Source organism: Sporomusaceae bacterium (assembly GCA_031460455.1).
GTDB lineage: Bacteria > Bacillota > Negativicutes > Sporomusales > UBA7701 > Anaeroselena.
In genome coordinates this window covers 365052-389978 of record JAVKTQ010000002.1, presented here as the reverse complement: position 1 = coordinate 389978, position 24927 = coordinate 365052, and the positions used below count along the sequence as shown (strand labels likewise).

The 24927-nt window shown below is 61.3% G+C and carries 23 protein-coding genes, 1 riboswitch and 1 other annotated feature; of the genes, 5 read left to right on the top strand and 18 right to left on the bottom strand.

All coding sequences use genetic code 11. The features are described 5' to 3' along the window. Window positions 1-167: 167 nt before the first annotated feature. The gene (locus tag RIN56_06415) at window positions 168-1181 is read right to left on the bottom strand and encodes an alpha-hydroxy-acid oxidizing protein (protein ID MDR7866437.1); all 1014 of its coding nucleotides are present in this window, start codon (window positions 1179-1181) and stop codon (window positions 168-170) included. A 171-nt stretch (window positions 1182-1352) separates the two neighbouring features. Between RIN56_06415 and RIN56_06410 the strand changes: the two genes are divergently transcribed. The 3 genes from RIN56_06410 (at window position 1353) to RIN56_06400 (ending at window position 5462) form a co-directional block, all read left to right on the top strand. Then, on the top strand, window positions 1353-1892 hold the full coding sequence (locus RIN56_06410; protein MDR7866436.1) for a DUF3231 family protein: 540 nt from the start codon (window positions 1353-1355) through the stop codon (window positions 1890-1892). A gap of 166 nt (window positions 1893-2058) precedes the next feature. Continuing rightward, entirely contained in the window at window positions 2059-4026 is a 1968-nt protein-coding gene (locus RIN56_06405) for a methyl-accepting chemotaxis protein (GenBank protein ID MDR7866435.1), read from the top strand. A gap of 356 nt (window positions 4027-4382) precedes the next feature. Next, on the top strand, window positions 4383-5462 hold the full coding sequence (locus RIN56_06400) for a hypothetical protein (GenBank protein MDR7866434.1): 1080 nt from the start codon (window positions 4383-4385) through the stop codon (window positions 5460-5462). A 64-nt stretch (window positions 5463-5526) separates the two neighbouring features. On the opposite strand, the gene RIN56_06395 is transcribed toward RIN56_06400, so the two are convergent. The 6 genes from RIN56_06395 to RIN56_06370 form a co-directional block, all read right to left on the bottom strand. Beyond that, on the bottom strand, window positions 5527-5685 hold the full coding sequence (locus tag RIN56_06395) for a rubredoxin (GenBank protein ID MDR7866433.1): 159 nt from the start codon (window positions 5683-5685) through the stop codon (window positions 5527-5529). Between the two features lie 200 nt (window positions 5686-5885). Continuing rightward, window positions 5886-7478: a sodium:solute symporter family protein gene (locus RIN56_06390; GenBank protein ID MDR7866432.1), complete on the bottom strand. Its 1593-nt coding sequence runs from the start codon at window positions 7476-7478 to the stop codon at window positions 5886-5888. A gap of 178 nt (window positions 7479-7656) precedes the next feature. Then, window positions 7657-7936 (bottom strand) — a binding site (T-box leader). 800 nt (window positions 7937-8736) lie between these two features. Beyond that, window positions 8737-9330, bottom strand: coding sequence for a molybdenum cofactor guanylyltransferase (locus tag RIN56_06385; GenBank protein ID MDR7866431.1), 594 nt, complete (start codon window positions 9328-9330; stop codon window positions 8737-8739). Then, entirely contained in the window at window positions 9323-11131 is a 1809-nt protein-coding gene (uvrC, locus tag RIN56_06380) for an excinuclease ABC subunit UvrC (GenBank protein ID MDR7866430.1), read from the bottom strand. The genes RIN56_06385 and uvrC overlap by 8 nt, the downstream gene beginning before the upstream one ends. Window positions 11132-11272: 141 nt before the next feature. Next, the gene (locus RIN56_06375; GenBank protein MDR7866429.1) at window positions 11273-11440 is read right to left on the bottom strand and encodes a hypothetical protein; all 168 of its coding nucleotides are present in this window, start codon (window positions 11438-11440) and stop codon (window positions 11273-11275) included. Window positions 11441-11505: 65 nt separating this feature from the next. Next, the gene (locus tag RIN56_06370) at window positions 11506-11667 is read right to left on the bottom strand and encodes a hypothetical protein (GenBank protein MDR7866428.1); all 162 of its coding nucleotides are present in this window, start codon (window positions 11665-11667) and stop codon (window positions 11506-11508) included. 116 nt (window positions 11668-11783) lie between these two features. After that, window positions 11784-11868: riboswitch (cyclic di-GMP riboswitch) on the bottom strand. A 241-nt stretch (window positions 11869-12109) separates the two neighbouring features. Here RIN56_06370 and RIN56_06365 point away from each other — a divergent pair. Further along, window positions 12110-12520, top strand: a complete 411-nt coding sequence (locus RIN56_06365) for an OsmC family protein (protein ID MDR7866427.1) — start codon at window positions 12110-12112, stop codon at window positions 12518-12520. A 103-nt stretch (window positions 12521-12623) separates the two neighbouring features. On the opposite strand, the gene RIN56_06360 is transcribed toward RIN56_06365, so the two are convergent. The 3 genes from RIN56_06360 to RIN56_06350 form a co-directional block, all read right to left on the bottom strand. Beyond that, a complete protein-coding gene (locus RIN56_06360; GenBank protein MDR7866426.1) occupies window positions 12624-13970 on the bottom strand; it encodes an MFS transporter in 1347 nt (448 codons plus the stop codon). Window positions 13971-14056: 86 nt separating this feature from the next. Beyond that, window positions 14057-14437, bottom strand: a complete 381-nt coding sequence (locus tag RIN56_06355) for a RidA family protein (protein MDR7866425.1) — start codon at window positions 14435-14437, stop codon at window positions 14057-14059. 13 nt (window positions 14438-14450) lie between these two features. After that, entirely contained in the window at window positions 14451-15041 is a 591-nt protein-coding gene (locus RIN56_06350) for a peroxidase-related enzyme (GenBank protein MDR7866424.1), read from the bottom strand. 169 nt (window positions 15042-15210) lie between these two features. Here RIN56_06350 and RIN56_06345 point away from each other — a divergent pair, with 169 nt between their 5' ends. After that, window positions 15211-16707 (top strand): long-chain-fatty-acid--CoA ligase, encoded by a 1497-nt coding sequence (locus RIN56_06345; protein ID MDR7866423.1) that lies wholly within the window; start codon window positions 15211-15213, stop codon window positions 16705-16707. A gap of 32 nt (window positions 16708-16739) precedes the next feature. On the opposite strand, the gene RIN56_06340 is transcribed toward RIN56_06345, so the two are convergent. From RIN56_06340 to uvrA, 8 genes are all read right to left on the bottom strand, one after another. Continuing rightward, window positions 16740-17258 (bottom strand): DUF6141 family protein, encoded by a 519-nt coding sequence (locus RIN56_06340; GenBank protein MDR7866422.1) that lies wholly within the window; start codon window positions 17256-17258, stop codon window positions 16740-16742. Window positions 17259-17277: 19 nt separating this feature from the next. Continuing rightward, window positions 17278-17838: a PsbP-related protein gene (locus tag RIN56_06335; protein ID MDR7866421.1), complete on the bottom strand. Its 561-nt coding sequence runs from the start codon at window positions 17836-17838 to the stop codon at window positions 17278-17280. Between the two features lie 101 nt (window positions 17839-17939). Beyond that, a complete protein-coding gene (locus RIN56_06330; GenBank protein MDR7866420.1) occupies window positions 17940-18503 on the bottom strand; it encodes a PsbP-related protein in 564 nt (187 codons plus the stop codon). Between the two features lie 411 nt (window positions 18504-18914). Next, the gene (locus tag RIN56_06325) at window positions 18915-19427 is read right to left on the bottom strand and encodes an N-acetyltransferase family protein (protein ID MDR7866419.1); all 513 of its coding nucleotides are present in this window, start codon (window positions 19425-19427) and stop codon (window positions 18915-18917) included. Between the two features lie 103 nt (window positions 19428-19530). After that, window positions 19531-19980 carry a C-GCAxxG-C-C family protein gene (locus RIN56_06320; GenBank protein MDR7866418.1) on the bottom strand — a complete coding sequence of 150 codons (450 nt, stop codon included), beginning with the start codon at window positions 19978-19980 and terminating at the stop codon, window positions 19531-19533. 291 nt (window positions 19981-20271) lie between these two features. Beyond that, entirely contained in the window at window positions 20272-20880 is a 609-nt protein-coding gene (locus RIN56_06315; GenBank protein MDR7866417.1) for a hypothetical protein, read from the bottom strand. Between the two features lie 146 nt (window positions 20881-21026). Further along, window positions 21027-21620: a hypothetical protein gene (locus RIN56_06310; protein ID MDR7866416.1), complete on the bottom strand. Its 594-nt coding sequence runs from the start codon at window positions 21618-21620 to the stop codon at window positions 21027-21029. Window positions 21621-22055: 435 nt separating this feature from the next. Beyond that, a complete protein-coding gene (uvrA, locus tag RIN56_06305) occupies window positions 22056-24908 on the bottom strand; it encodes an excinuclease ABC subunit UvrA (GenBank protein ID MDR7866415.1) in 2853 nt (950 codons plus the stop codon). Window positions 24909-24927 lie beyond the last annotated feature (19 nt).

Here is a 24927-nt window from a genome sequence, read left to right as displayed (position 1 = left end):
GCTCCTCAGAGCGCTTGCTTGCGTACATCCGAGTACGCGGCGCGGCGCGCTCTTCCGGTGCGCCTTGCATCTGGGGGTTTCTGAACGGTTCCGGCATTGCAAGGGGACGACGTTCTCACCAACACAAAAGCCGCCGGGCTCAAAACCCGGCGGCCTTATCATTAACCTTACCAGAGGATATCTTCGGGTACCTCGGACACATTCGCCGTCCCGGTCAGCACCATCGCGGCGCGCAGCTCGGCAGCCATCTTGTTCAGCACCATCGCCACACCTTCGGCCCCGGCGCCCACGCCGCCGATCGTCACCGGCCGGCCCACCAGCACCGCATCGGCGCCCAGAGCCAGCATCTTCAGCACATCGGCCCCGCTGCGGATGCCGCCGTCCACCAAAATCGTGACCTTGCCCTTCACCGCCTCGGCGATATACGGCAGCACCTCGGCCGTGCCCGGCGTATGATCGAGCACCCGGCCGCCGTGGTTCGAAACCACGATCGCGTCCACCCCCGCCTCCACACAGGCCCGCGCATCCTCGGGCACCATAATCCCCTTCACGATAAAGGGAATCTTCGTACTCTTCTTGATATGCGCCAGCTCGGCCGCCGTCTTCGGCCCCACCGGCTGGCCGGCGTTCGTCATATTGATGATCGCCGCCGCGTCGATGTCCATCCCGAAAGCAAAAGCCCCGGCGGCAGCCGCCTGGTTGGCCTTCTCGATAATCTTATCGTTCTCCCGCGGCTTGATCACCGGGATGCCCCTGCCGCCCACGGCGCCGATCGCCGCCAGCCCGGCCTCGAACACATCGGCAATCGGCCCGTCGCCCGTCATGCCCACCGTGCCCGCCTGGTGGCAGCCGCTCACGACCGCCGCCGCGTACTCCGGCTCGGTCGTCGCCCCGCCCATATTCAGCTTGCCGCCCGCGATCGCCGCGCCAATAATCGGCATCGACAGCTCCATACCGAGAATCTTACAGGCCATCACCGGCTCGCTTACGGCGTGCACCACCTTCAGATTCAGGCGGTACCCGGCCAGCGCCGCCACATTATTCTGAAACGAAGCCCCGGTGCCGATCCCGCCCATGCCGGGCATCTCCCCGGCGCAAGCCACCCCGTTGCACACCGGGCACACCCGGCACGCGCCGTTGAACTTCTCCCGCGCAGTCTGCTTCAAAGTCTTCCAATCCATCGTTTCAACCTCCATACAACTGACAATTTTCCCCGGAACAATAACGGGCTTTTAACCCAGCCTCTATAATTTCGCGCCACTCGTGGCCGACTCCTCCCCCCGGCGCATGAAAAAACGCCATAATGTCCATGCTATTAGCGCATCGCCAAAACTCGCACAGGAGGCAACGCCATGACCATCGCCGAAAAAATTATGGCCCAGGCCGACACCGCCCTCAACATGATGTTCGACAAAGAGCCTCCCAACCGTGTCGAAGCCGCCGCGCTCTACGCCAGCATCATGGCCGGCCGCCAGAACGTCGCCACCCTAGCCGTCCTCTACAACCAGGCCCGCGACGCCGACCTCAGGGCGCTCCTCAAACGTTCCATCGACGAACAGACCGAGTGGCTCACCAATCACGCCGAAAAAACCCTCGCCGCCGCCGGCGCCGACCTGCCCGCTCTCCACTTCATGCGGCGCGACCTCCTCGACAAACCGCTCGACCTCCCCGAAGCGGCCCGCTTCAGCGACCAGGAAATCGCCCTCCTCCTCGCCAACATGGCCAAAACCTCCCAAATGGCCGTCCTCGCCGCCATGCACAACTGCTACCAGCCCTACCTCGCCAAAATGTACCAGGACGTCCTCGACAAAGCCACCGACTACAACTTCAGCCTCATGCAGCTCGTCCTCAACAAGGGCTGGCTGCCGCACCTCCACAAACTCCAGCACTGAACGCGAACCGGGACTAGCCTCCCGGTTCTTCATTTTTCGCCCGGCCCCCGCCCATTCACGGCGCAACAATTTGACATATATCGACTAATTTTGCACATTTACACAGGAATCGTCATATTAATAGCGAATTTTTCCATTAATTAGCTACTGGGGAGGCGAGAATCGCTTGAGTATCAAAAACAAGTTCCTGTCTGTCATGATCGTGGCCCTGCTAGCCGTCACCCTTATGGTCAGCGGCCTACAGCTCTATTCCATCTATTCGGCCGTCGAGCGCGACGCCCTTGCGGCCATGGAAGGGCAGAGCGCCATGCTCGGCCACGAAGTCAACACCTGGTTCATGACCTTCTGGCAAACTGGACAGATTCTCGCCAAGCAACCCGCCCTGCTCTCCGGCGACCATCCGGCCATAATGCAGCAGCTCAGGGTCGCCCAGAGCAACATGCCCGGCATAATGGCCATCAACATCACCGACCGTGCCGGCAAAATCATCACCGGCTACCCCTTCGACCCCAAAATGCTCGGCGCCAGTCTCGCCGACCGGGCTCACTGGAAAGCGTCGATCAACAGCGGTAGCGTCACCGTCAGCGACGTCGTCGTCAGCCGCACCACCGGCAAACCCACCGTCGTCATCGCCTACCCCCTCCAGGACGGCAAACTGGACACCGTCGGCGTCATGACCTTGAGCCTCGACCTCACCTTCCTCCAATTCCTCCTCAACGACCTCAAATCAGGCTACAGTGGCCTGGCCGCCATAATGACCCCCGACGGCCGCTTCATCGCCCACAACGTCGAGCAGCTCGTCAAAGACGGCAAATCAGCCTCGCCCGAACTTGTGCAGCTTTTCCAGGACAACACCGGCAAGCCGAAATCCTATATATCCTCCCTCGGCCAGCCCAGCTACATATCCCTCCATCAGGCCGTCGGCCCCGGCTGGTATGTGGCCACCTCCCTCCCCAAAGCCGAGCTCATGAAAGGCTTCTACGGCGGGATCAAAAGCAGCGCCCTTCTCCTCCTCGCCGCCCTCCTCCTCATCACCCTCGCCGTCTGGTGGCTCATCGGCCGCATGTTCCGCCCCCTCACCCTCGTGACCCGTGAAGTAGCGAAGCTCGGCGCCGGCGACCTCACCCTGTCCGTCGACCACCGCTCCCGCGACGAACTCGGCCAGCTCGCCGCCGCCGTCAACGACACCGTCAAAAACCTGCGCTCCATCGTAGGCACCGTCCAGAGCAACGCCGAATCCCTGTCTGCCTCCAGCCAGCAATTAGCCGCCACCACCGACGAAGCCGGCCGGGCCGTCAGCCAGGTCGCCGCAACCGCCGGCGAAATCGCCAAAGGCGCCGACGAGACCGGACGGGCGGTAGCGGGGGCCGCCGAGCGCACCGCCGAACTCAATGACCTCGCCGCGACCGTCGCCGGCGAAATGCAGGCGCTGACCGGCAACGCCAAAGCAATCAGCGCCGCCGCCAGCAAAGGCCAGTCCGCCATCGACGAAGCGACCGCCGTCATCCGCGGCATCGCCGACACCACCGCCGCCAACACCCGGCTGGCCGGGGAACTCAACACCAAATCCCAGCAAGTGCGGGAGATCGTCGAAATGATCAACACCATCGCCGGCCAGACAAACCTGTTGGCCCTCAACGCCGCCATCGAGGCCGCCAGGGCCGGCGAACACGGCCGCGGCTTCGCCGTCGTCGCCGAAGAAGTCCGCAAACTCGCCGAACAGTCCGGGCAAGCCGCCGAACAGATCGGCGCCATCATCGGCGACATGCTCGGCGACATCGACGGCGTCGTCCGGGCCTTCGCCGGCACCAGCTCCGCCGTAGCCGGCGGCGTCGAAACCATCACCCGCGCCAACGCCAGCTTCAGCGAAATCACCGCCACCGTCGACGTCACCGCCGCCAAAGTCGCCGAAGCCGTAGGCATGGCCAACCGTCAGGCCGCGGCCGCGGCCAGCATCAAAGACGCCATCCAGAACGTCGCCTCCGTCGCCGAACAGTCCGCCGCCGCCACCGAAACCACCGCCGCCAGCGCCGAAGAAGTCAACGCCTCCATCGAGGAAATCTCTGCCAGCGCGCAGGCGCTTAGCCAAGTGGCCGACGAACTCAACCGCTCCGTTATGCGCTTTAAGCTGTAAAACAGGGGGACTGGCTAAAAAGTCCATCTGCGGCGTTGCTCCTCGGCTGCCATCCTCAGCGTACGTTCGTGTACGCGCGATGCTGTTAAACCGATCCTGTGCAAACAACGCATCTAAACGTTGTCGCGGAGGAAACGGTGGTGACAGCCTCCGGTGCGCCTTGCATCTGGAGCTTTTTAGCTCAGTCCCGGCAATTCAAGATAGTATTGGGACCGTCTTGAAGCGGCGCTTTGGGACGGTCTCTTCATTTTTTTAATCCTGTTTGTGCCGCGCCTCCGGCGCGGCGTCCATGGAAGGATTTTCCGCGAAGTATAGGGAAGTATATCGGCAATTGTCGATGACGGGAGGCGTATTTTATGACAATCCTGCGGAAACTCGTCGCAATCGCCCTGTTTGCCTGCCTCGCGGCCGGCGGCGGCGCAACCGCCGCGGCCAGTTTTGGCTACGCCTGGCACGTTCCCCAGCCCCTGGCGTCCACCGACGCCGCCATCGCGGCGATCAAAGAACTCAGGCCGTTCCTCACCCGCGACGCAAACTACAACCAAATCCAGGACTTCGCCGTCGACCAGAACATGCTTCAGATCGTCTTCGCCTACGGCGCCAATGCTCTCCGTTGGGGAATTGACTTCAGCAAAGTGACAGGCTTTTCGCAGATGGACGATGACGAAGGAAAATACTATTCGATGATGAACATCAACCCTGCGGACACCTTCTTTATCGCCAGTCCAGCCCACGGCCGCAAACTGATCGACGCCGTCGCCACCCTGGCGATCGCCCAGAACGCGCCGTTGCCTCCCTACTACGACTTCAGCATCGCCACCGGCAGCGCCGGCTACCTCGAAAAGGTCCTCAAACAGGCCAATGTCGCCGCCGGCGCGGTCGTCCATTCAGGCGCCCCCGGCTCGCCCCTGACGTCGGAGGATGTCATCGTCCAGGCCACATATGCCGGCAAAACCTATCCGATCACCGATAAAGGCTCGTGGAACGCCGCCTGCCGGGAAGCGGTCGCCGGCAAGGCGGAGGAAACCGTCGTCGCCCGAGTCGTCCGCAACGGAGCCACGTCCGACAAGCAGGTCAAGCTTATTAATTATGCTTTCAACGCCAGCATCGCCAAGGGCGGCCAAAGCAGCGGCCAGAGCGGCGGCCAGGCCGGCCCGCCCAAGGGCTTCGGCCTCCAGCTCCGCCTGCTCGACGCCCAGGAGCTCAAAACCCTAAGCCTTGACCGCCCGGTGGCCTTCCTCGTCCTGTCGGTCGCCCAGGACAGCTTCGCCGACAAGATGCAGATCAGGGAAAAAGACGTCCTCCTGGCCATCAACGGCGTCGACATCGCCTCCCCGACGCAGCTCATCGAGATGCTTAACAAGGGACCGATCATGGCGATAAAAGTCTGGCGCGACGGCGCGGCCGTCACGCTCCAGGGCGTGCTGACAATTTAATCCCGCGCCGCCATCAGGCGGCCACAAAAAAAGGCCCTCTTTTCAGAGGGCCTTTCCCTGTATCCTACTGCTTCGTGAACTGGTCCTTGCCCACCCCGCACACCGGGCACACCCAGTCGTCGGGGATATCCTCGAACTTCGTCCCGGCCGCGATGCCGTGCTCGGGATCGCCCGCCGCCTCGTCGTAAACATAGCCGCACACGCTGCACTCCCACTTCGCCATAGCCAATCCTCCTTAATAGTTGCTGTTATATAAATTGTACCAATAACAAAGCCAAAAGGCAAATCCGGCCGTTCAGAAAGCCCCAGATGCAAGGCGTACCGGAAGAACGCGCCGCGACGCGTACTTGGATGTACGCTAGCAAGCGCTCTGAGGAACAACGCAGCAGATGGGGCTTTCTGAACGGCCGGTAAATCTACATATTATACCGCCTCTTCCTTAACCTCCAGCGCCCCCTCCGCCGCCGGCTGGGTCGCCAGGCTCACCGCCCACAGCGTCAGCGCGCTGATCGGCAGCGTTATCACCAGCGGATCGATATACGTCCACGGGGCCGACGCCAGCGACTTGACCCCGAACAGGCTCTGGCACACGCCGAAGATCGCCGCCTCCTTTTCATGCACCACCAGCACCAGAGTTAGATAAGTCACGCTCGCCGCCACCATGCTCCAGGCCGCCCCGGCCGGCGTCACCCGCGGCCAGTAAAGCGCCGCGGCGTACATCGGCAGGAAGGCCGAGGCGCAGAAACCGAAAAACAGCGCGGTCGCAATAGCGATGATACCCGGCGGCAGCAGCAGCGACAGGGCCAACGTCAGCGCGAAGCCCGCCACCGTCCCCGCCCGGTTTAAAAGCAGCGTCCGCTTATCGCTCCGCCCCCGGCCGGGGTTGAGATCGTAGGAAAGCGAGCTCGAAATCAGATGGAACTGCCCGCTGAGCGTCGACATCGCCGCCGACAGCAGCGTGAACAGGAACAGATACTTCAGCCATTCCGGCATCGCCTGGGCGATGAACAGCGGAATCACCCTGTCGACATTGGGGGCCGCGCCGCCGGCGGCCGTCGCCGCCAGAGCAAGCCTGCCGGACGCCTCCACGAAATAGACGTTGGACAACGCCCCGACCGTAAACGCCACCCCGGTCATGAAGAGAATAAAAACCCCGCCGACCCCCAAAGCCCGGTTAAGGTCGCGCGAACTGGCCACCGTCATATAGCGCACCGCCAGCTGCGGCTGGGCAAGCACCCCGATGCCCACCCCCAGGACGAGCGTCGAAACCACAAACCACCAAATTTCCGAGCCGAAAGCCGGCATCGCGGCCCAGCCCTGATGGCCCTTCGCCGCCAGCGCCGCCGGCACCAGCGCCCTTAAAGCCTCCAGCTTGCCATGGGCGGCCGTCACCCCGCCCAGCTTCACATACGTCAGCACGATCAGCACCGCCATGCTCACAAACATTATCGTCGACTGAAAAGCGTCGTTGTAGATCACGCCCCGCAGACCGCCGAAATAAACGTAGCCGAGAACGATGGCGGCGAACACCGTCAGAGCGGCGACATAATCCAGCCCCAGCGCCTCTTCCATATAGCGGGCCCCGCCGATCATCACCGCCGCCGCGTAAAGCGGCATCGTCAGGCTGAGCACCGCCGCCGCGAACCGCCGGATGAAAGGCGACTGGAAACGGGCGCCGAGGAATTCGGGGAACGTATTGACCTTGAGAGCGTGAGCCATCGCCCGCGTCCTGAGTCCGAACACCACGAACGCCACGAAAATGCCGACAAAAATATTGAACACCGTCAGCCACAACAGGCTCAGCCCATACACCCCGGCCGCGCCGCCGAAACCGACGATCGCCGACGTCGAAATGAACGTCGAGCCGTATGCCAGCGCCATCAGCACCGGGTGGACGTTGCCGCCGGCGATCAGATAGTCCCGCGAAGACTTCGTATGGCGATATCCCAGATAGCCCAGCAGGGCCGTGGCCCCGACGAACAGCGCCAGCATCCCGTAAAGCAGGTAATGATTCATAACGATTCATCCTTTCAAATTAATCTTTTTTACCCGCCAAAACCGCCCAGCCCACGCACAGCCCCGCCGCGCCCAGGCACAGCAGATAAGCGGCGATTATCCACGGATCGCTCAAACCCAGCACTTAAACCTCACCTCCCTCGCCGGACGAAAATACAAAACTCCCGCCCCTTGTGCAAAAAGGGGCGGGAGAATATTATCCCGCGGTACCACCCTCATTGGATAACACGGCTCACGCCGCGCATCCGTCTCATCAGGATACGGGCAGGCCAAAGCCGCCGATATCCCCTTCCCTGTAACGGCGGAAGACCCGGCGAAGCCTACCAGCCGCCTTCCGGCGGCCTTCAGCCAGCAACTCCGAGGAGAACTTCGGCATCGTCGTCCGCACCGGGCTCACACCTTTCCCCGGTTCTCTGGGCCGAACTCCCAAGCCTACTTTTCCTCTTCATGGTTTTTCTGGGCTACTATTAAGTTAATTGCATTAATTGTAACGTCATTAGCCATCCAAGTCAATACATTTTAAATATTTGTAATTAACGTCTCTCGTCAGAAACCAAACGTCCCTATATAGTAAAAAGCAAAAGGCCGTTCAGTACCGTCCAGATGCAAGGCGGCTCCAAGATCGCGCCGCGACGCGTACTCGGATGTACGCTAGCAAGCGACCGCAGGAACAACGCAGCAGATGGGCGGTAATCAACGGCCGAGAATCCACAAACAGGGCAAAGGCCCGCAATGATCTACGCTACAGCCCACCCCAATCACTACATACCTATACGCAACCTTTCGGCTACGCACAAGCATTACACAACTGGAGCAGACCTTTGCTCGACTACCAGGAGTACCTGCCGAACCTGCCGCAGTCTCCCGACAACGACAGACCCAAGTACAGTTTTCCGGGAAACCTCTCCGGCACCCCTGACAGTCTTAGCTCGACCGCCATACATCCCTTTTGACCACACGACAACAGTTGGGCTGCCGTACAGCCTTACAAGACACATGACGATCTGCCCGCCGACTAACGCCGAACCCCTGGTGAGACCCGACGCCAATCTTTGGCCGACTGATACCGAACCCCGTGTGAGATCCGGCACCAATCTTGGCTCGACCATTACGAACCTCTGCGATACTATTATGACCCGAAAAACCGCCATCATGCATGGAAAAAATAGACTGCGTAGGAAATCCATCTGCGGCGTTGCTCCTCAGAGCGCCTTGCATCTGGAGCTTCCTACGCAGTCTAAAAATTACTTACTGCTTATCAGCGGCCGTAGCCAGGCGGCAAATCCTCCGGGCTGTTCATATTTCGCAGCATCCGCAGCTCCGGATCTAAGCTCGCCAGCTCATCCTTGCTTACACGGCGCAGGCTTACCATATCGTAAAAATCGACCACCCGGTAGCGGCCGCCCGCCAGCAGCGCCTCGACCGCCGGCAGGCAGCGATGATGGTATACGGCGTGCAGCGGATGGAAATGCCCGTCCACATAAGGCGCCGCCGCGTCGTAACCCTCGGCCGCCTTCGCCATATAGGCGACAGCGTCGGCCCGCAAATACGGCATATCGCAGGCGGCCACGAAACTGTAGCCCTCCCCTGACGCCAGCAGCCCGGCGTGGATGCCGGCCAGCGGCCCGCAGCCCCGGTAACGGTCGGCCACCACCGCCACCTCCGCCAGAGAGATGGCCCGCGGCACATTGCTCACCACGATCAGGCGGCCGCAAACGGGGGCCAGCGCCGCCAGCACCGTATTGAGGAGATCGCCCTCCCCCCACGGCAGACAGGCCTTATCCCGGCCCATGCGGCTACTTTGGCCGCCGGCCAGCACGATCCCGGTCAGCGGCGTAATAACATCAGCCATCTTTCCCCTCCCGGCGCTGGAAAAATGCATACACCGCCTCGGCCGCCGGCCGCGTCATCCCCGGCGCCGCCGCCAGCTCCTCCACCGTCGCCGCCTTGATCTTCGCCATGCCGCCGAAATGCTCCCACAGCGCCTTGCGGCGGGCCGGGCCGATCCCCGGCACATGGTCGAGCACCGACACCAGGTTGCGGCGGGCCCGCAGCTTGCGGTGATAAGTTATCGCGAAGCGGTGGGCCTCGTCGCGGATGCGCTGCACCAGGAAAAGCGCCTGGGAACTGCGCGGCAAGATGAGCGGCTCGCTCTCCCCCTCGCGGAAAATATGCTCGAACTCCTTCGCCAGCCCCACAACCGGCACAGCGACACCCTGCTCGCGGATAACCGCCAGCGCGGCGCTCAGCTGCCCCTTGCCGCCGTCGATAATCACCAGATCGGGCAACGGTCCTTCCGCCCCCCGGAAACGCCGCCCCACCACCTCCGCCATCGAGCGGAAATCGTCCGGCTTGCCCTCCACCGTCTTAAGCTTGTAGCGGCGGTACTCGTCCTTGTTGGCCGCGCCGTCCTCGAATACCACCATCGACGCCACCGTCTCCGCCCCCTGGATGTGGGAAATATCGAAACACTCGATCCGCGCCGGCGGGGCCGGCAGGCCGAGATACTCCGCCAGCTCCGCCACCGCCCCCGCCGTCCGCCCGACGTCGGCCGCCAGGCGGGCCGCCTGCTCCGCCAGCACCACCGCCGCGTTGTCGGCCGCCATCGTCACCAGATCGCGCTTCGTGCCGCGCTTGGGCGCCTCCACCCTCACCCGGCCGCCCTTCAGGCCGCTCAGCCACTCGGCCAGCAGCTCCTGCTCGGGCAGCGCCTCCGGCAGCAGCACCTCGCGCGGGATGAACGCCGCCTGGCTGTAATACTGCTTCACGAACGCCGCCAGCGCCGCGGCGTCCTCCTCGTCCTCGCCGCCGGTCAGCAGGAAATGCTCCCGCCCTACCAACTTGCCGCTGCGGATGAAGAACACCTGGGCGCACGTGCCGGCCGCCGAGCGCGCCAGTCCGACCGCATCCTGGTCGCCCGCGCCGGTCACGATATTCTGCTTCTCCACCACCTTCTCCACCGCCGCCACCTGGTCGCGCAGGCGGGCCGCCCGCTCGAACTCCAGGTTCGCGGCCGCCTCCGCCATCCGCCGCCTCAGCTCCTTCACCACATCGTCCGAGCGCCCCTCCAGCAGCAGCAGCACCGCCCGGATCATCTCCCCGTACGCCTTCTCGTCCACCTTGCCGGCGCAGGGCGCCAGGCAGCGCTTGATATGGTGCTGCAGGCACGGCCGGGGCGCATCCAGCTTGCGGCAGGTACGCAGCGGGAACAGGCGGCGCAGCAGGGCAACCGTCGCGTGGATCGCCCCGGCGTCGGTATAAGGGCCGTAATAGCGCGCCCCGTCCTTTACCACCCGCCGCGTCACATAAACCTGGGGATACGGCTCGTTCACCGTCACCTTCACGTACGGGAAGCTCTTGTCGTCCCGCAGGCTGATATTGTACTTCGGGCGGTGCTTCTTGATCAGATTGCACTCCAGGATCAGCGCCTCGATCTCCGACGCCGTCACAATGAACTCCAGATCGGCGATGCGGGCCACCAGCGCCACCGTCTTCGGCGAATGAGCGCGGCTGGTCTGGAAATAAGAACGCACCCTGTTCTTCAGGTTGACCGCCTTGCCGACATAGATGATCCGGCCGCTCGCGTCCTTCATCAGGTAAACGCCCGGCTTATCCGGCAAATGGCTCAGTTTTTCCGTCAGCTCGCTCGCCATGGATACCCTCCCGTGCGGAACATCGTACTTGTATTATAGCAAGCCGACCCGCCCCGCGCCAACCCATCCGCCCGCGTCCGCCCGCAAAAGCAAACGGCCGGCTTTTCGCCGGCCGCAGCAATCCTCAATTCTGATAACGTATTACCCTTCCTCGATATAAACGTACGGCACCTCGCGGCGAAGGAGACAGGCGATATGCGCCTGTGTCAGCCGCCCACCCTTTTCGAGAAGAACGATTCCCTCGCGGGAAACCACCTCGCGGCCCACCACCAACCCCGGCGTCAACTCATTAACAGTCATCTTCTTCATGGCGCACCTCCTTTCCCATAATCCGCAACTACCGGCCAACGCGCCGCCAGATCGTTCCCGCGGCCTTATCGGCTCTTGATCTTGCGCAGATCCCTGACCTGAACCTGCCCCACAGGCCGCCGGAAAAAGCTTTTCGGCTCCGACACCGTCGCATAAACATACGCGGCCAGCAAAACCACGATAATCCCCCCAGCGGCGAGCAAATATGCGAAATCCAATCCCGGCATCGCTTCTCCCCCTCCGCCAGCCGGTCGCGCCCCGCATCATGGCGGGCGCCCGGCCCATAAAAATAGCGCCAGTCGTATCAAAGACTGCCGCGGAGAAAAGCAATTCGCCTCAGCGAATAGGCAACCTGGCAGTCATAGACACCCGTCCTTAGACCCATGGCTTTGCGTCCCTGTCTTTCGACAGGTTTGCTGCTATAATGTTTTCGACAATATTCTTCAAAAATTCATACTATTTACTTAATATTAGCGCGTTTTCATGTCGTTGGCAAGCCTTTTTAGTACTAAAGTCTCAAAATACCGGGCCTTTTGTCCTATTTTCCCCTACCCCTCCGGCCCGCCCCCCGCCGCCCGGGTACGGGGTATTTTTACGCCGGAAAAAGGAAATTGCCGCTTGCTGCTGGAATATATCCACAGTGAAAAAACATCCGGAAGGGGTCTTATAATGGCAACCGTAACAAACAAATACCTCGGCAGCCTGCGCACCGAATGCGTCCACCTTCAATCAGGCAACAAACTCATCACCGACGCCCCCGTCGACAACCAGGGCCGCGGCGAAGCCTTCTCCCCCACCGACCTCGTCGCCACCGCCTTCGGGTCCTGCGTCCTCACCATCATGGGCATCGCCGCCCAAACCCACGGCTTCTCCATCGAAGGCGCCGAAGTCCAGACAACCAAAGTCATGGGCACCGACCCGCGCCGCATCGTCGAGCTCATCAGCGAATTTACCCTGCCGCACGACAACTACAGCCCCAAACAGAAAAAGATCATCGAGCTCACCGCCAAAGAATGCCCCGTATTCAACAGCCTCCACCCCGACATGAAAAAAACCATCACCTTCAAATACCGCACCTGATTCACACACGAAAAGAGACCGCCGCAGAGCCTTGCCGCTCCGGACGGTCTTTTTTTCGTCTCTTCGAATTGCCAGGATTGAGATAAAATGCTCCAATCCCCTTTTATTCAGTACGAGCTCTACAGCGCGTCTCCTTGATTAAAAACGACAACGCCAGCCCCACGGCCAGCACCGCCGCGCACAGCCAGAACGCGCTCTGCCAGGCTTCTCCCGGATAAACCTTCACCCCGTTCTCGACCGCGCCCTGCCAATGCAGATCAAGCACCCAGCCGAAAATCGGCTGCATCAGCGCCGCGCCCACAAACGGTCCCGAATTGGTGAACCCGGCCGCGATACCGGTCATATGCGGCAGATTGACCTCGCGCACGCAGGCCACCGAAATCGTGATCCCCGACACCCCCAGGCCGATCGCCAGAGCGATGGGGTAAACAGCCCACACCGGCGGTTTACCGCCGTTCCACACCGTCAGCGTCAGCCACACCGCCAGAAAAAACGCGGTCGCGACGGTAAACGGCAGCCGCCTGTACCCCAGCCGGTCCGAAAAAAAGCCGACCAGCGGCCCGCCGATCATGTTGCCGGCCACTACCAGCAGCATCAGATTGGACGCCTCGACCCGCGACATGCCGTACACCTGCATGAAATACGGCACGCCCCACACGCCGAGGAACGCCATGAACACCCCGTAAATCGCGATCGCCGACAAAAAAGGCGGCCAGGTATAGCGGTTGCCCAGCACCGCCCTGATGCACGCCGCCACACTGTCCCGGGCCGTAATCGTCGCCGCCGGCGCCCCGCCTTCGCGCTCCTCCACCGCCGCTATCGGCGGCAGCCCCACATCGGTCGGGCGGTCGCGGATCGCCAGCCAGCATACCGCCGCCATCGCCAGCGAATAAGCGGCGATAATATAAAACGCCGCCCGCCAGTCAAACGCCTCCACCACGAACGCCAGCGGCGTCGCCGCCAGCATCGACCCGGAGTTGCCCACCAGCACCGTTAGGCCGCCCATTGTGCCGAACTCCCGCAGCCGGAACCACTCGGCGTGGATCTTGATCAGATTGATGAACAGCAACCCGACGCCCAGGCTCGACAAAAAGCGGCCGGCGTACAGGGCGGTCATACTCTCGCTCGCCCCGAACACCACCGCTCCGCCTGTCGCGATCACCAGCGCCAGCGTTATCGACCGCCGCGGCCCCCAGAAATCGGCCAGGATACCGGCCGGCATCTGCATCGCCGCGTACGTATAAAAATAAATCGACGAAAGGACCCCCAGCTCGGCCGCCCGCTCGATCGCGAAATCGCGCATCAGACTGTCGGCCACCACGCCGGTCGCCGTCCGGTGAAAATACGCCGCCAAAAATGCCAGCGCCACCGGCGCCCACACAATCCACCGCCGCCGCTCCAGCGCGCGCACCCGCGCCTGCCAGCAGCCCTGTTCCTTATCTTGTCCCATTTACCGCGCCAGCTCCCAACCCGTATATTGCCGCTATCTCATCACTTCTCGGCCGGCGCGGAATGTCCTGCCTAAGAGGACGTACTCTAGCCCCGGCGGGCGATCATCTCGATCTCCACCCGCGCCCCGAGCGGCAGCGCCGCCACACCGACCGTCGACCGCGCCGGATAAGGCGCCGCGAACTTCGTCGCGTACACCGCGTTCATCGCCGCGAAATCGCCGATATCGGTCAGGAAAACATTCACCTTCACCACATCGTCCAGCGTCAGCCCGGCCGCCGCCAGCACATTATTGAGATTCTCGAAACACTGCGCCGTCTGGTCGCCCACGTCGCCCGCCACCAGCTTGCCCGTCTTCGGGTCGAGCGGCGTCTGCCCGGACAGATAGACAATGTCGCCGGCCGCCACCGCATGCGAATACGGCCCCACCGTCGCGGCTCCCGCCGCGCTGAAAGCTATCCTTGTCATATGCATCCTCCTCCTAACGGCTATGGCTGAAATGGCCGCGGTTGGCCAGCGGCTTGATCGTGCTCACCCAGCGGTTCGTGTAGTTGAAAAACCCCGCCACATACGCCGCCTCCAGGACCTCGTGATCGTTGAAGCCCACCGCCCGCAGCTTATCAACCTGATCGGTGTCGATCTCCCGCGGATACGCGGTCACGAAAAACGCGTAATCGCACAGCGCCCGCTGCTTCGGCGTCAGCTTGGCCGACCGGTAATTATAGCTCAGCGTATCCACCCAGGCCGGATCGTCCACCATCCCGCGCAGCGCGTCGGTATGCGTCGTCAGGCAATACGCGCAGTTGTTCGTCGCCGACACCACCAGCCCCATCATCTCCTTGTCGGCGTTCGAAAGATAGCACGTCTCCGGCGTAAACAGCGACGCCTTGAAATCGAGAAAACCCTTGTACTGGAGCGCATTGAGCGGCAGCACCTTGAACAGATTATTAATGAACCCCCAGTTCTTCTCCTGAAAATCGGTGAACTTGTCGAATATCTCCTGCAACTCGGGCGGCACCTCCGCCGCATCGGGCTTCTGCAGATAAGAAAGCTGCTCGTCGTATTTGGCCACGTAAAAACCCCCCTCGCATCTTTTTCCATTTAATTCGACTAAAAAAAGGGATATTCCTTTCTCTCCGCCCGCTCCCGAAAATAAGCCTCCCGAATACGGCGCGTGACAAATCAGGCATAATAGGATAAAATACCCACATACGTTTGTTGCAAAAAGAAAGGGGTTCAGGATGCTTGTTCACCAGCTGATCTCCAGGGGAACGGACGACACCGTCGCCTTCTACGGCAAAGAAAACCCTACCTATAAACAGCTCCGCGCCCAAGTCGCCGCCTGGCGGGCCTTTCTCCACGCCAGCGGCGTCACAGCCGGCGACAACGTCGGCCTCACCGCCCGCAACGCCGTCGAATTCGTCTACAGCTACATGGCCGTCGTCAGCCTCGGCGCCGTCGTCGTGCCGCTCAACTTCCAGCTCACCGCCAGAGAAATCGCCTACATCGTCAACGACGCCCGCATCCGCCACCTCATCACCGCCGAACCCCTCGACCTCGGCGCCGAGCTTGAGCGCTGCGGCTACCAGGGCGACCTCGCCCAATACGTCATCCCCGCCGTCAAGGCCCGGCTGGCCGCCGCAGCCTTCCCCCCCGCCCCCGACGCCGACGCCGGCCTCGAAGCCGACAGCCACTGCGCCATCATCTACACCTCCGGCACCACCGGCAACCCCAAAGGCGCCGTCCTCAGCCACGGCAACCTCGTCGGCAACGCCGCCGCCTTCCGCGAAGCGCTGACCGTCACCGCCGCCGACAACGTCCTCTGCGTCCTCCCCATGTACCACTGCTTCGCCTGGACCTGCGCCGTCCTCAACCCCCTCCTCTGCGGCGCGTCCGTCACCGTCCTCGACGGCTTCACCCCCAAGGAAACAATCGCCGCCATCAAAGAATACGGCGTCACCGTCATGTACGGCGTACCGCCCATGTATAACGTCCTCGCCCGCGCCGGCGAACCCGGCGACCTCGCCGGCGTGCGCATCTTCGTCTCCGGCGGCGCCCCCCTCCCCGAAAAAATCGCCCGGCAGTTCGAGGAAAAGCACGGCGTCCCCATCATCGAAGGCTACGGCCTCTCCGAAGCCTCGCCCGTCGTCACCCTCAACCCGCCGTCCAAAACCAAATACTACTCCATCGGCAAACCCCTGCCCGGTCTTGACGTCAAAGTCGTCGGCCCCAAAGGCGAACCCCTCGCCCCCGGCGCCGTCGGCGAAATCGTCGTCAAAGGCCCCAGCGTCATGCAGGGCTACTACAACCTGCCGCTCGAAACCTCCCTCGCCCTGCGCGACGGCTGGCTGCACACCGGCGACCTCGCCTACCGCGACACCGAAGGCTACTTCTTCATCGTCGACCGGCTCAAAGACCTCATCATCGCCAACGGCGAAAATGTCTACCCCCGCGAAATCGAAGAACTGCTCTACGCCTACCCCGGCGTCACCGAAGCCGCCGTCATCGGCATCCCCGACGAACTGCGCGGCCAGGCCGTGCGGGCCTACCTCGTCCTCGCCGAAGGCCACACCCTCGACAAAAAAGCCGTCCGCGACTACCTCGCCGCCAACCTCGCCGCCTACAAACTCCCCCGTGACTTCGTCGTCCTCGACGCCCTCCCCAAAAACCAGACCGGCAAAATACTGAAGCGAGTCCTCCGCGACCGGGTCGCCGGCGCCGCCGAGCAGGTAGGTTAATAAACATAACAAAAGCCTGAACCCTCAAAGGTTCAGGCTTTTTCATTCGGCGCAATCCTGTCCAGCGCCGCCACGAACTCCTCCGCCCGCTGCGTCCCGATCAGAATCCGCTTGCCGTCGGCCAACACGAACTGCACGCCCCGGTCGCCGCTCACATTGTAAGCGTCCCCGCCCCGTCCCGAGCGGATGCCCCAGCCGCCGTACTCCACCAGCGGCCTGTAGGTGCGCGCCTCATAAGCGTGGATATACGCCGGCGGCAGCACCCGGTACGCAAAATGGAACGGCGCAAACCGGAAATGCACCCCCGCCGGGCTCACCACCGTCACCAGCCGCAGCAGGCGGAAAAACACCGGCATGCCGATGCCGAACGCCAGCCAGATCACCGTCAGCATCACATTCGAAGCCGGGTTATCGCCGAACGGCCGCCCCATAACCACCTGACTCACGAACCCGTACCAGGCTATCCCGGCTGTAGCCACATTCACCAGCCACAGCCACCGCTGGCGGAACTGCTGCTCCTCGCGGAAAATCGCCCCCGCCGGTTCATTCATTGTCGTATCCCTCTCAGCCCTATTTAATCGCCAGCGAATCCATGATCCGCTTGGCGGCCGGCAAATACCGCTCATAGTTGTCTTCCTCGGCGGTGAAGGTCACCACATAGGCTTTGCCGTCTATCAGCGTCACCGACTGCAGGATGTGGAGGTTGAATACTCCCTGGCGGCCCGTGTACTCGATCAGCTTCGCCGGCTGTCCAGACAGGATCGAATCGCGGCTATCCTTCGGACTGTACTCCGTAATGAACACCGCCAGCTTGGCCTTGGCCCGTTCTATATACTTCCCGAGCGTCATTCCGGGGTGGGCCGACACATCCTCGACAATAATATTCACATTCTCGCTGAACTTGTCTTCCTTCGACTCCAACGGCGAAGCGAAAATAACGGCGGCCCCCATCAGCCCCTCCACCGCCTTCCACCCCGCAGGATACTGCGCCTCAAGGCCGGAGTCAGCGTTCCGGTACACAGGCATCGCATCCTGCGCCGCCTTGCCGTCGGCGCCCAGGGGTGCGGCGTCGGCGGCCAAGGGAATAACAAGCGCCGCCGCGACCAGCATAGCTGTAAATAACCTTCTCATGTCAAGCCTCCTGTAGGCAAGATTAACAAACCGCTGCTTCCAGTATAGCCGTTTTTGCCCTCCGCCGGCAATCTACCCGCGCCCTACCGGCGCGGCAGCTCTTACTTTATCGTCACCGACGCGAAAATCCGCTGCGCCGTCGGCAGATGCTTCGCGTAGCTGGCCTCCTCGGCCACATACGTTATCAGGAATGCCTTACCGTCCGCGATCGTCACCGCCTGGAGGAAATGGAGCTGGAAATCCCCCCGCCGGCCCGTGTATTCGATCAGCCTAGCCGGCCGGCCGGACACAGTATCGCTCTTGTTCCCGATCAGGCGGAAATCGACCAGCGCCCCCGGCAGCTTGGCGACGCCGCTCGCCGCGTAAGCCTCGGCCGTCAGCCACGGCTGGGCGGAAACATCCTCGACGATGACATGGACATTGTCGTTATACTTATCCTCGGCCGACTCCAGCGGCGAATGGAAAACGACGGTGACCCCGCGCACATCTTCAAGCGTCTGCCACCTGACCGGATACTCCGCCTTCAGCCCCAGGGCCGCGTTCTCGTACACCGCGTAGCCGTCCTTGCTCTCCCCGGCGTCCTTCTTCGACGCGGCAAAATAAGCAAAGGCGCTCACCAGCACCACAAACACCAGCAAAACAACGAAAAGCCTCTTAATACTCATTCCCGTACATTCCCCTGTCAAGCAACATATTTATCGCAGCTTCTAGTATAGCCTGTCTCCGTACCCGCCGCAAGAAAATACAAAAGACCGGCTCCGCTTGGGGAATCGGTCTTGTTAAGATGCATTGTGCCATTTCCCGCGTCGGGGGCGCAGCCTTGGGCTCCTATCCTCCGGGCGAACGCGCCGTAGGGCTTGGGCTACCCGCCCGCGATCACCGTCGTCAACGGGCGTCCATGCCCGATGACTCCTCTCGCGTCCGTCCATGGACGCTCGTGCGGCGGCGGGCAACCGCTTCGCCCACGGCGCGTATTCACCCTCCGCAAAGTCGCCCCGCACCTGCGCCCCCTCCGCTTGTGCTTATTTTTTCAGTGGGGTAGTAAAAATAAACCAGCACATCGGCTGGTTAAAATATCATGTTTCTGTTGGGGTGTCAGGCCCCCTGAGTTCGTACTGATAAAAACTCAAGTCAAGCCACTTGCCAAATTTATAGCCGGCTTTACGAATCGTGCCAGAATGGCTGAAGCCCACTTTCTCGTGCATCAACCTGCTACCTTCGTTGCTGGCGTCAATCCCGGCGACCATTATAGCGTAGCCTCCCGCGTCAGCTAGCTTGATAAGCTCTTGCAACAGGCCGGTTCCGATGTGTTTTCCCCGATAGTTCGGATGGACATAGACCGAATGTTCTATCGTGTACTTATAGGCGGGCCAAGCCCTGAAAGGTCCAAATGTTGCGAATCCAACAACGAGATTGTTTTCTTCAAACACCAAGACGGGAAAGCCATCAGCAACCTTCTTTTCATACCATGATGTCCTATCCTCAAGGGTATGGGGTCTATAATCGTAGACCGCTGTTGTGTTGAATATCGCATCATTGTATATTGCCAAGATAGCAGTTAAATCATCTCGCCCTGCATCGCGAATCATGAGGCTCACCTCCACATTGCGATAATATTATATAAAATTGGTTACAGTTTCCCGCGCCATTCGGCGCGGGTAGCGTTTTCACCACAATTCGTCGAAGTACGAATTAATCCTGTACTAACCCCTTCTCCCGCATAAACCCCGCCGCATATATCGCCGCGTCCACGCTGCGCGGCTCGCAGGCGTGCAGGGGCACTTCGGGGCCGAAGCCTTCGGGGCGCAGTTCGCGGCACAGCAGGCTGCCGAGCGTGGCGGTGAACCCTGCCGCGAATTCGCGGCACAGGTCGCCGATCTCCTCGTCGCTCAGCCCGCGCTCCACTCCGGCGATGCCGATGTACATCAGCCCGCCCTCCACCAGCCCGCACTGCGCGCCGAACCCGCCCGCGCCGTGCAGCCCCGTGGCCGCAGCGACCACCTGCGGGTGGATGGTCCGCCCGCCCAGCTCCGCCAGTATCGCCAGCACCGTCCGTGCGCAATTATCGTTCTCCTGCCAGTAATGCCTGCGCACCTCACCGGCCACCCATTCCCTGATATCCAATTCGCTGACCTCCAACATCACTTATTTTTACCGTTCTTCCACAATTCCCATAAAAACCCTTCAAGTCGACATACTATCCTCTCTCCACGCGCCTCTTCGTCTCCTAAAGAACTAAATCTATAGGCGTAAACCTGGCCCGGCCGCTAGGCAAAGCCAATTGTGGCCACCTTAACGTGCCGCAAGCTAAAATGTCCCACACAAATACAAAAAGACTACCCGCGCCATCCCTGCGCCGGTAGCCTTTTTACATTACTTGCTTTTGCTCTTGGTTTTCTTCCCCTTCTCCAGCACCGGCCTGTTTTGCAACGGTTACTTAGTCGCCGGCGCCGGCATCGGCATCCTGGTAACCAAAAGTTCGTCCGTCTTCACGAAAATCTTATCCATCGCCTTCATCACGGCCGCTTTCGTCCCGACGCCCCCGATCACCGCGCTGTTGTCCGCCTGCTCCGTAAACTTGCCGTTGTATATATATTTGCCGCCTTTGACGTCGATCAGTTTCACGGGAATGGTGACGGTGGCCGCGTAACCCTGGTTGAAGAAGGCCATCCAGTACTTCAGGATGGGCGGCTGCACTTCGGCATAAACCACGTAGTCGACATCCTCCCCTTCGAACGCCTGGAGAATGTCGGTGCGTTCGGCGGTGGTGATATCGGTGACGCCCATTTTATGCAGCTTCTCGACATACTTGTCGCCTTTGCGAATCTCGTACATCTTTAACTTGGCGTTGAGACGTTCAGTCAGTGCGGCGGAAATCTCGTCGTCATAAGTGGCTTTGGCATTATTGACGTAAATTGTGGCCACCACCGGTTTGGTTCTCGTATCCTCCTTCGGCAGTAAGACTATCTCGGCCGAAGCAGGAGCCGAGAAGATTGCGATCAACGCGACCGCCAGGCATCCAATGACCAACTTTCTCAGCAAATCAGTCAACCCCTTTGAAAAATTTACCATTTTCTAAATTCCCTACTGTGACTTATATTCCTGCTTCATTTACATTATTTTACATATTTTCTCCGCTGCTCTATACACAAAGCCCGGATTGCTCAATCCGGGCCTGCCTTTTCCTGCTACTTCTTCATCGGCAGCCTGTTGGTCAGCGCTTCGTCCGTCTTTGCGAGTATCAGCTCCAGTGCCGCCATCACCGCCCCCTTAGTGCCGACCCCGCCAATAACAGCGCTGTTGTCGGCATGCTCCGTAAACTTGCCGGTATAAAGATATTTACCGGCTTTAACATCGAGAATCTTCATGGGAACGACTATGGCAACCTTATACCCCGCGTTGAAAAACGCTATCCATTCGTTCAGTACCGGCGGCTGCACTTCTGCATAGACAACATAGTCTACGCCCTCTCCTTCAAATGCCTTGAGAATGTCGGCCCGTTCGGCGACGGAGATATCGGTCACGCCTATTTTATCCAGCTTTTCCACATACCTGTCACCCTTGCGGATATCGTACATCGCCAGTTTGGCGTTGAAACGCTCGGTCAGCTTAGCTGTGATCTCGCTGTCATAGGTGGTTTTGGCATTGTTGATATAAATCGTGGCCACAACTGGCTTTGAGGCAGGCTGCTCCTCGTCCGGCAATTCTGGGCCGGCCAGAACCGGGGCGGGACCAACGAGCAGCGCAACCGCCAGGCAGCATATCATCAGCATTCTGGGCACAACACCGTCAGCTCCTTTATTAAATCCACTTCAGTTTAATAAATTCCGCCACCACTTCCAGATTCCTGCCATATTAACATTATTTCCCATTATATTTGATGGATCGCCGGAGAGTAGGAGCCTAAACCTACGGCTAGGTCGCCAAAAAACGACCCCTCAACCTCAAAAAGGCTACCCGCGTCACACATGCGCCGGTAGCCCTTATTGAATTGCCGAAACTGGCTAGGAAGCTCCAGATGCAAGGCGCACCGAGGACGGGCGACGACGCGTACAAGGACGTACGCTAGCAACCGCCCGCAGGAGCAAGTGCACATGTTCTTAGCGCTTCAGCGCCTAGAACTGCGGCCTGCCCCTTGCGGGTACGCCGCAGATGGATTTCCTAGCCAGTTTTAAAGTTTTTGCCGCCCAGTTGAAGGCGCAGGTAGCCTTTTCTCATCACACAGCCTTGTTTTTCTTAGCAGCCTTCTTCCCCTTCTCCAGCACCGGCCCCAGGAACTTGCCCGTATACGAGACCGGCGTTGCCGCGATCTCTTCCGGGGTGCCCTGGGCGACCACCATCCCGCCCCGGTCGCCGCCTTCCGGCCCGAGGTCGATGATATGGTCGGCCGTCTTGATGACATCGAGATTGTGCTCGATGACCACCACGGTGTCGCCGCCGTCGACCAGCCGCTGCAGCACCTCCAGCAGGCGGTGGATGTCGGCGGTATGGAGGCCGGTGGTCGGCTCGTCGAGGATATAGAGCGTCTTGCCGGTCGAGCGCCGGGCCAGCTCGGTGGCCAGCTTTACCCGCTGGGCCTCGCCGCCCGAAAGCGTCGTCGCCGGCTGGCCGAGCTTGATGTAGCCCAGGCCGACATCCTTGAGCACCTCCAGCTTGCGGTGGATCTTGGGGATGTTCTTGAAGAACTCGACCGCCTCGTCCACCACCATATCCAGCACCTGGGCGATGCTCTTGCCCTTGTATTTCACCTCCAGCGTCTCGCGGTTGTAGCGCGCCTCCTTGCAAACCTCGCAGGGCACGTACACGTCCGGCAGGAAGTGCATCTCGATCTTGATGATGCCGTCGCCGCGGCAGGCCTCGCAGCGGCCGCCCTTGACGTTGAAGCTGAATCGCCCCGGCTTGTAGCCCCGCACCTTGGCCTCCGGCGTCTGGCTGTAAACCTCGCGGATGGCGTCGAACAGGCTGGTGTAGGTAGCCGGGTTGGACCGCGGCGTGCGGCCGATGGGCGACTGGTCGATATCGATAATCTTGTCGATATACTCCGCGCCGCGGATGGCGTCGTGCTCGCCCGGCCGCAGGCGGCTGCCGAACAGCCGGCCGGCCAGCCCCTTATAGAGTATCTCGTTCACAAGCGTGCTCTTGCCCGAACCGGACACACCGGTAACGGCGGTGAACACGCCCATCGGAAACCTCACCGTCAGGTTTTTGAGGTTGTTCTCCCGCGCCCCCGTCACCTCCAGCCACTTGCCGTTGGGCTTGCGGCGGGTCTCAGGCACGGGGATGGCCTTCTTGCCGCTCAGGTACTGGCCGGTGACCGACGACGGGTTGCGCTTGATCTCCTCCACCGTCCCCTGGGCGATAATGCGGCCGCCGTGCTCGCCGGCGGCGGGGCCGATGTCGATGATGTGGTCGGCGGCGTACATCGTGTCCTCGTCATGCTCGACGACCAGCATGGTGTTGCCGAGGTCGCGCAGCTTCTTCAGCGTCTCCAGCAGGCGGTTGTTATCCCGCTGGTGGAGGCCGATGCTCGGCTCGTCGAGGATGTAGAGCACGCCGACCAGGCCGGAGCCGATCTGGGTCGCCAGGCGGATGCGCTGGGCCTCGCCGCCCGAAAGCGTACCGGCCGCCCGGTCGAGGGTCAGGTAGTCGAGGCCGACGTTTAAGAGAAAGCCCAGCCGGGCCTTGATCTCTTTGAGAATCTGGTGGGCAATCGTGCGCTCGCGCTCGGTCAGGTCGAGGCCGGCGAAGAAATCGACGCAGTCGCCCACCGTCAGCTTCGTCACCTCGTAGATGCTCTTGCCCCCCACCTTCACGGCCAGCACCTCGGGCTTGAGGCGCGCCCCCTTGCAGGTCGGGCAGGGTTTGGTGCTCATGAATTCCTCGATGTCCTCGCGCGACCAGTCGGAGCTCGACTCCTTGTAGCGGCGGGCGAGCGTCGGGATGGCGCCCTCGTAGTGGGTGTGGTGGATGCGCCGTTCGCCGCGCAGGTTCTCGTATTCGAAGGTAACCTTCTCCTCCCCCGCCCCCCACAGGATGGTCTGCTGCACATCGGCCGGCAGCTCGTCCCACACGCTGTACAGCGAATGGCCGCGCTTCTCGACCAGCGCCTCCAGCTGGCACATGAACCACGAGTTTGTGTTCTTGGAAAACGCGGCAAGCGCCCCGTCGGCGAGCGACTTGGAGCCGTCCGGCACCACCAGCGCCGGGTCGATCTCCATGTTGTTGCCGAGGCCGGTGCAGTCGGGACAGGCGCCGTAGGGGTTGTTGAACGAGAACATCCGCGGCGCGATCTCCGGCAGGCTGATGCCGCAATCCGCGCAGGCGAAGTTCTGGCTGAAAATCAGCTCCTTAGCGCCGACCACGTCGATGACCACCAGGCCCTCGGCGAGTTTCAGAGCCGTTTCCAGCGAATCGGCCAGGCGGGGCGCGATGCCGTCGCGGATGGCGATGCGGTCGACGACCACATCGATGTTGTGCTTCTTGGTCTTCTCCAGCTTGATGTCGGCGCCGATCTCCATGACCTCTCCGTCTACCCGCACGCGGGCGTAGCCGTCTTTGCGGATATCTTCGAGCACCTTCTGGTGTTCGCCCTTCTTGCCGTGGATGGCCGGGGCGAGGACGGACAGACGGGTACCCTCGGGGAGGGCCATGATTTGGTCGACCATCTGCTCGACCGTCTGCTGGCTGATAAGTTTGCCGCACTGCGGGCAGTGGGGCCGCCCGGCGCGGGCGAACAGCAGGCGCAGGTAGTCGTAAACTTCCGTCACCGTGCCGACGGTGGAGCGGGGGTTGCGGCTGGTCGTCTTCTGGTCGATGGAAATGGCCGGGGATAAGCCCTCGATGTAGTCGACGTCCGGCTTGTCCATCTGGCCGAGGAACTGACGGGCGTAGGCGGACAGCGACTCGACATAGCGGCGCTGCCCCTCGGCGTAGATGGTATCGAAAGCGAGCGAAGATTTCCCCGAGCCGCTCAGGCCGGTGATGACCACCAGCTCATCGCGCGGGATCTCCACGTCGATATTCTTCAGATTGTGCTGCCTGGCCCCTTTGACGAAAATTTTATCTTTCAACGTTGTAAGCCTCCGAAAG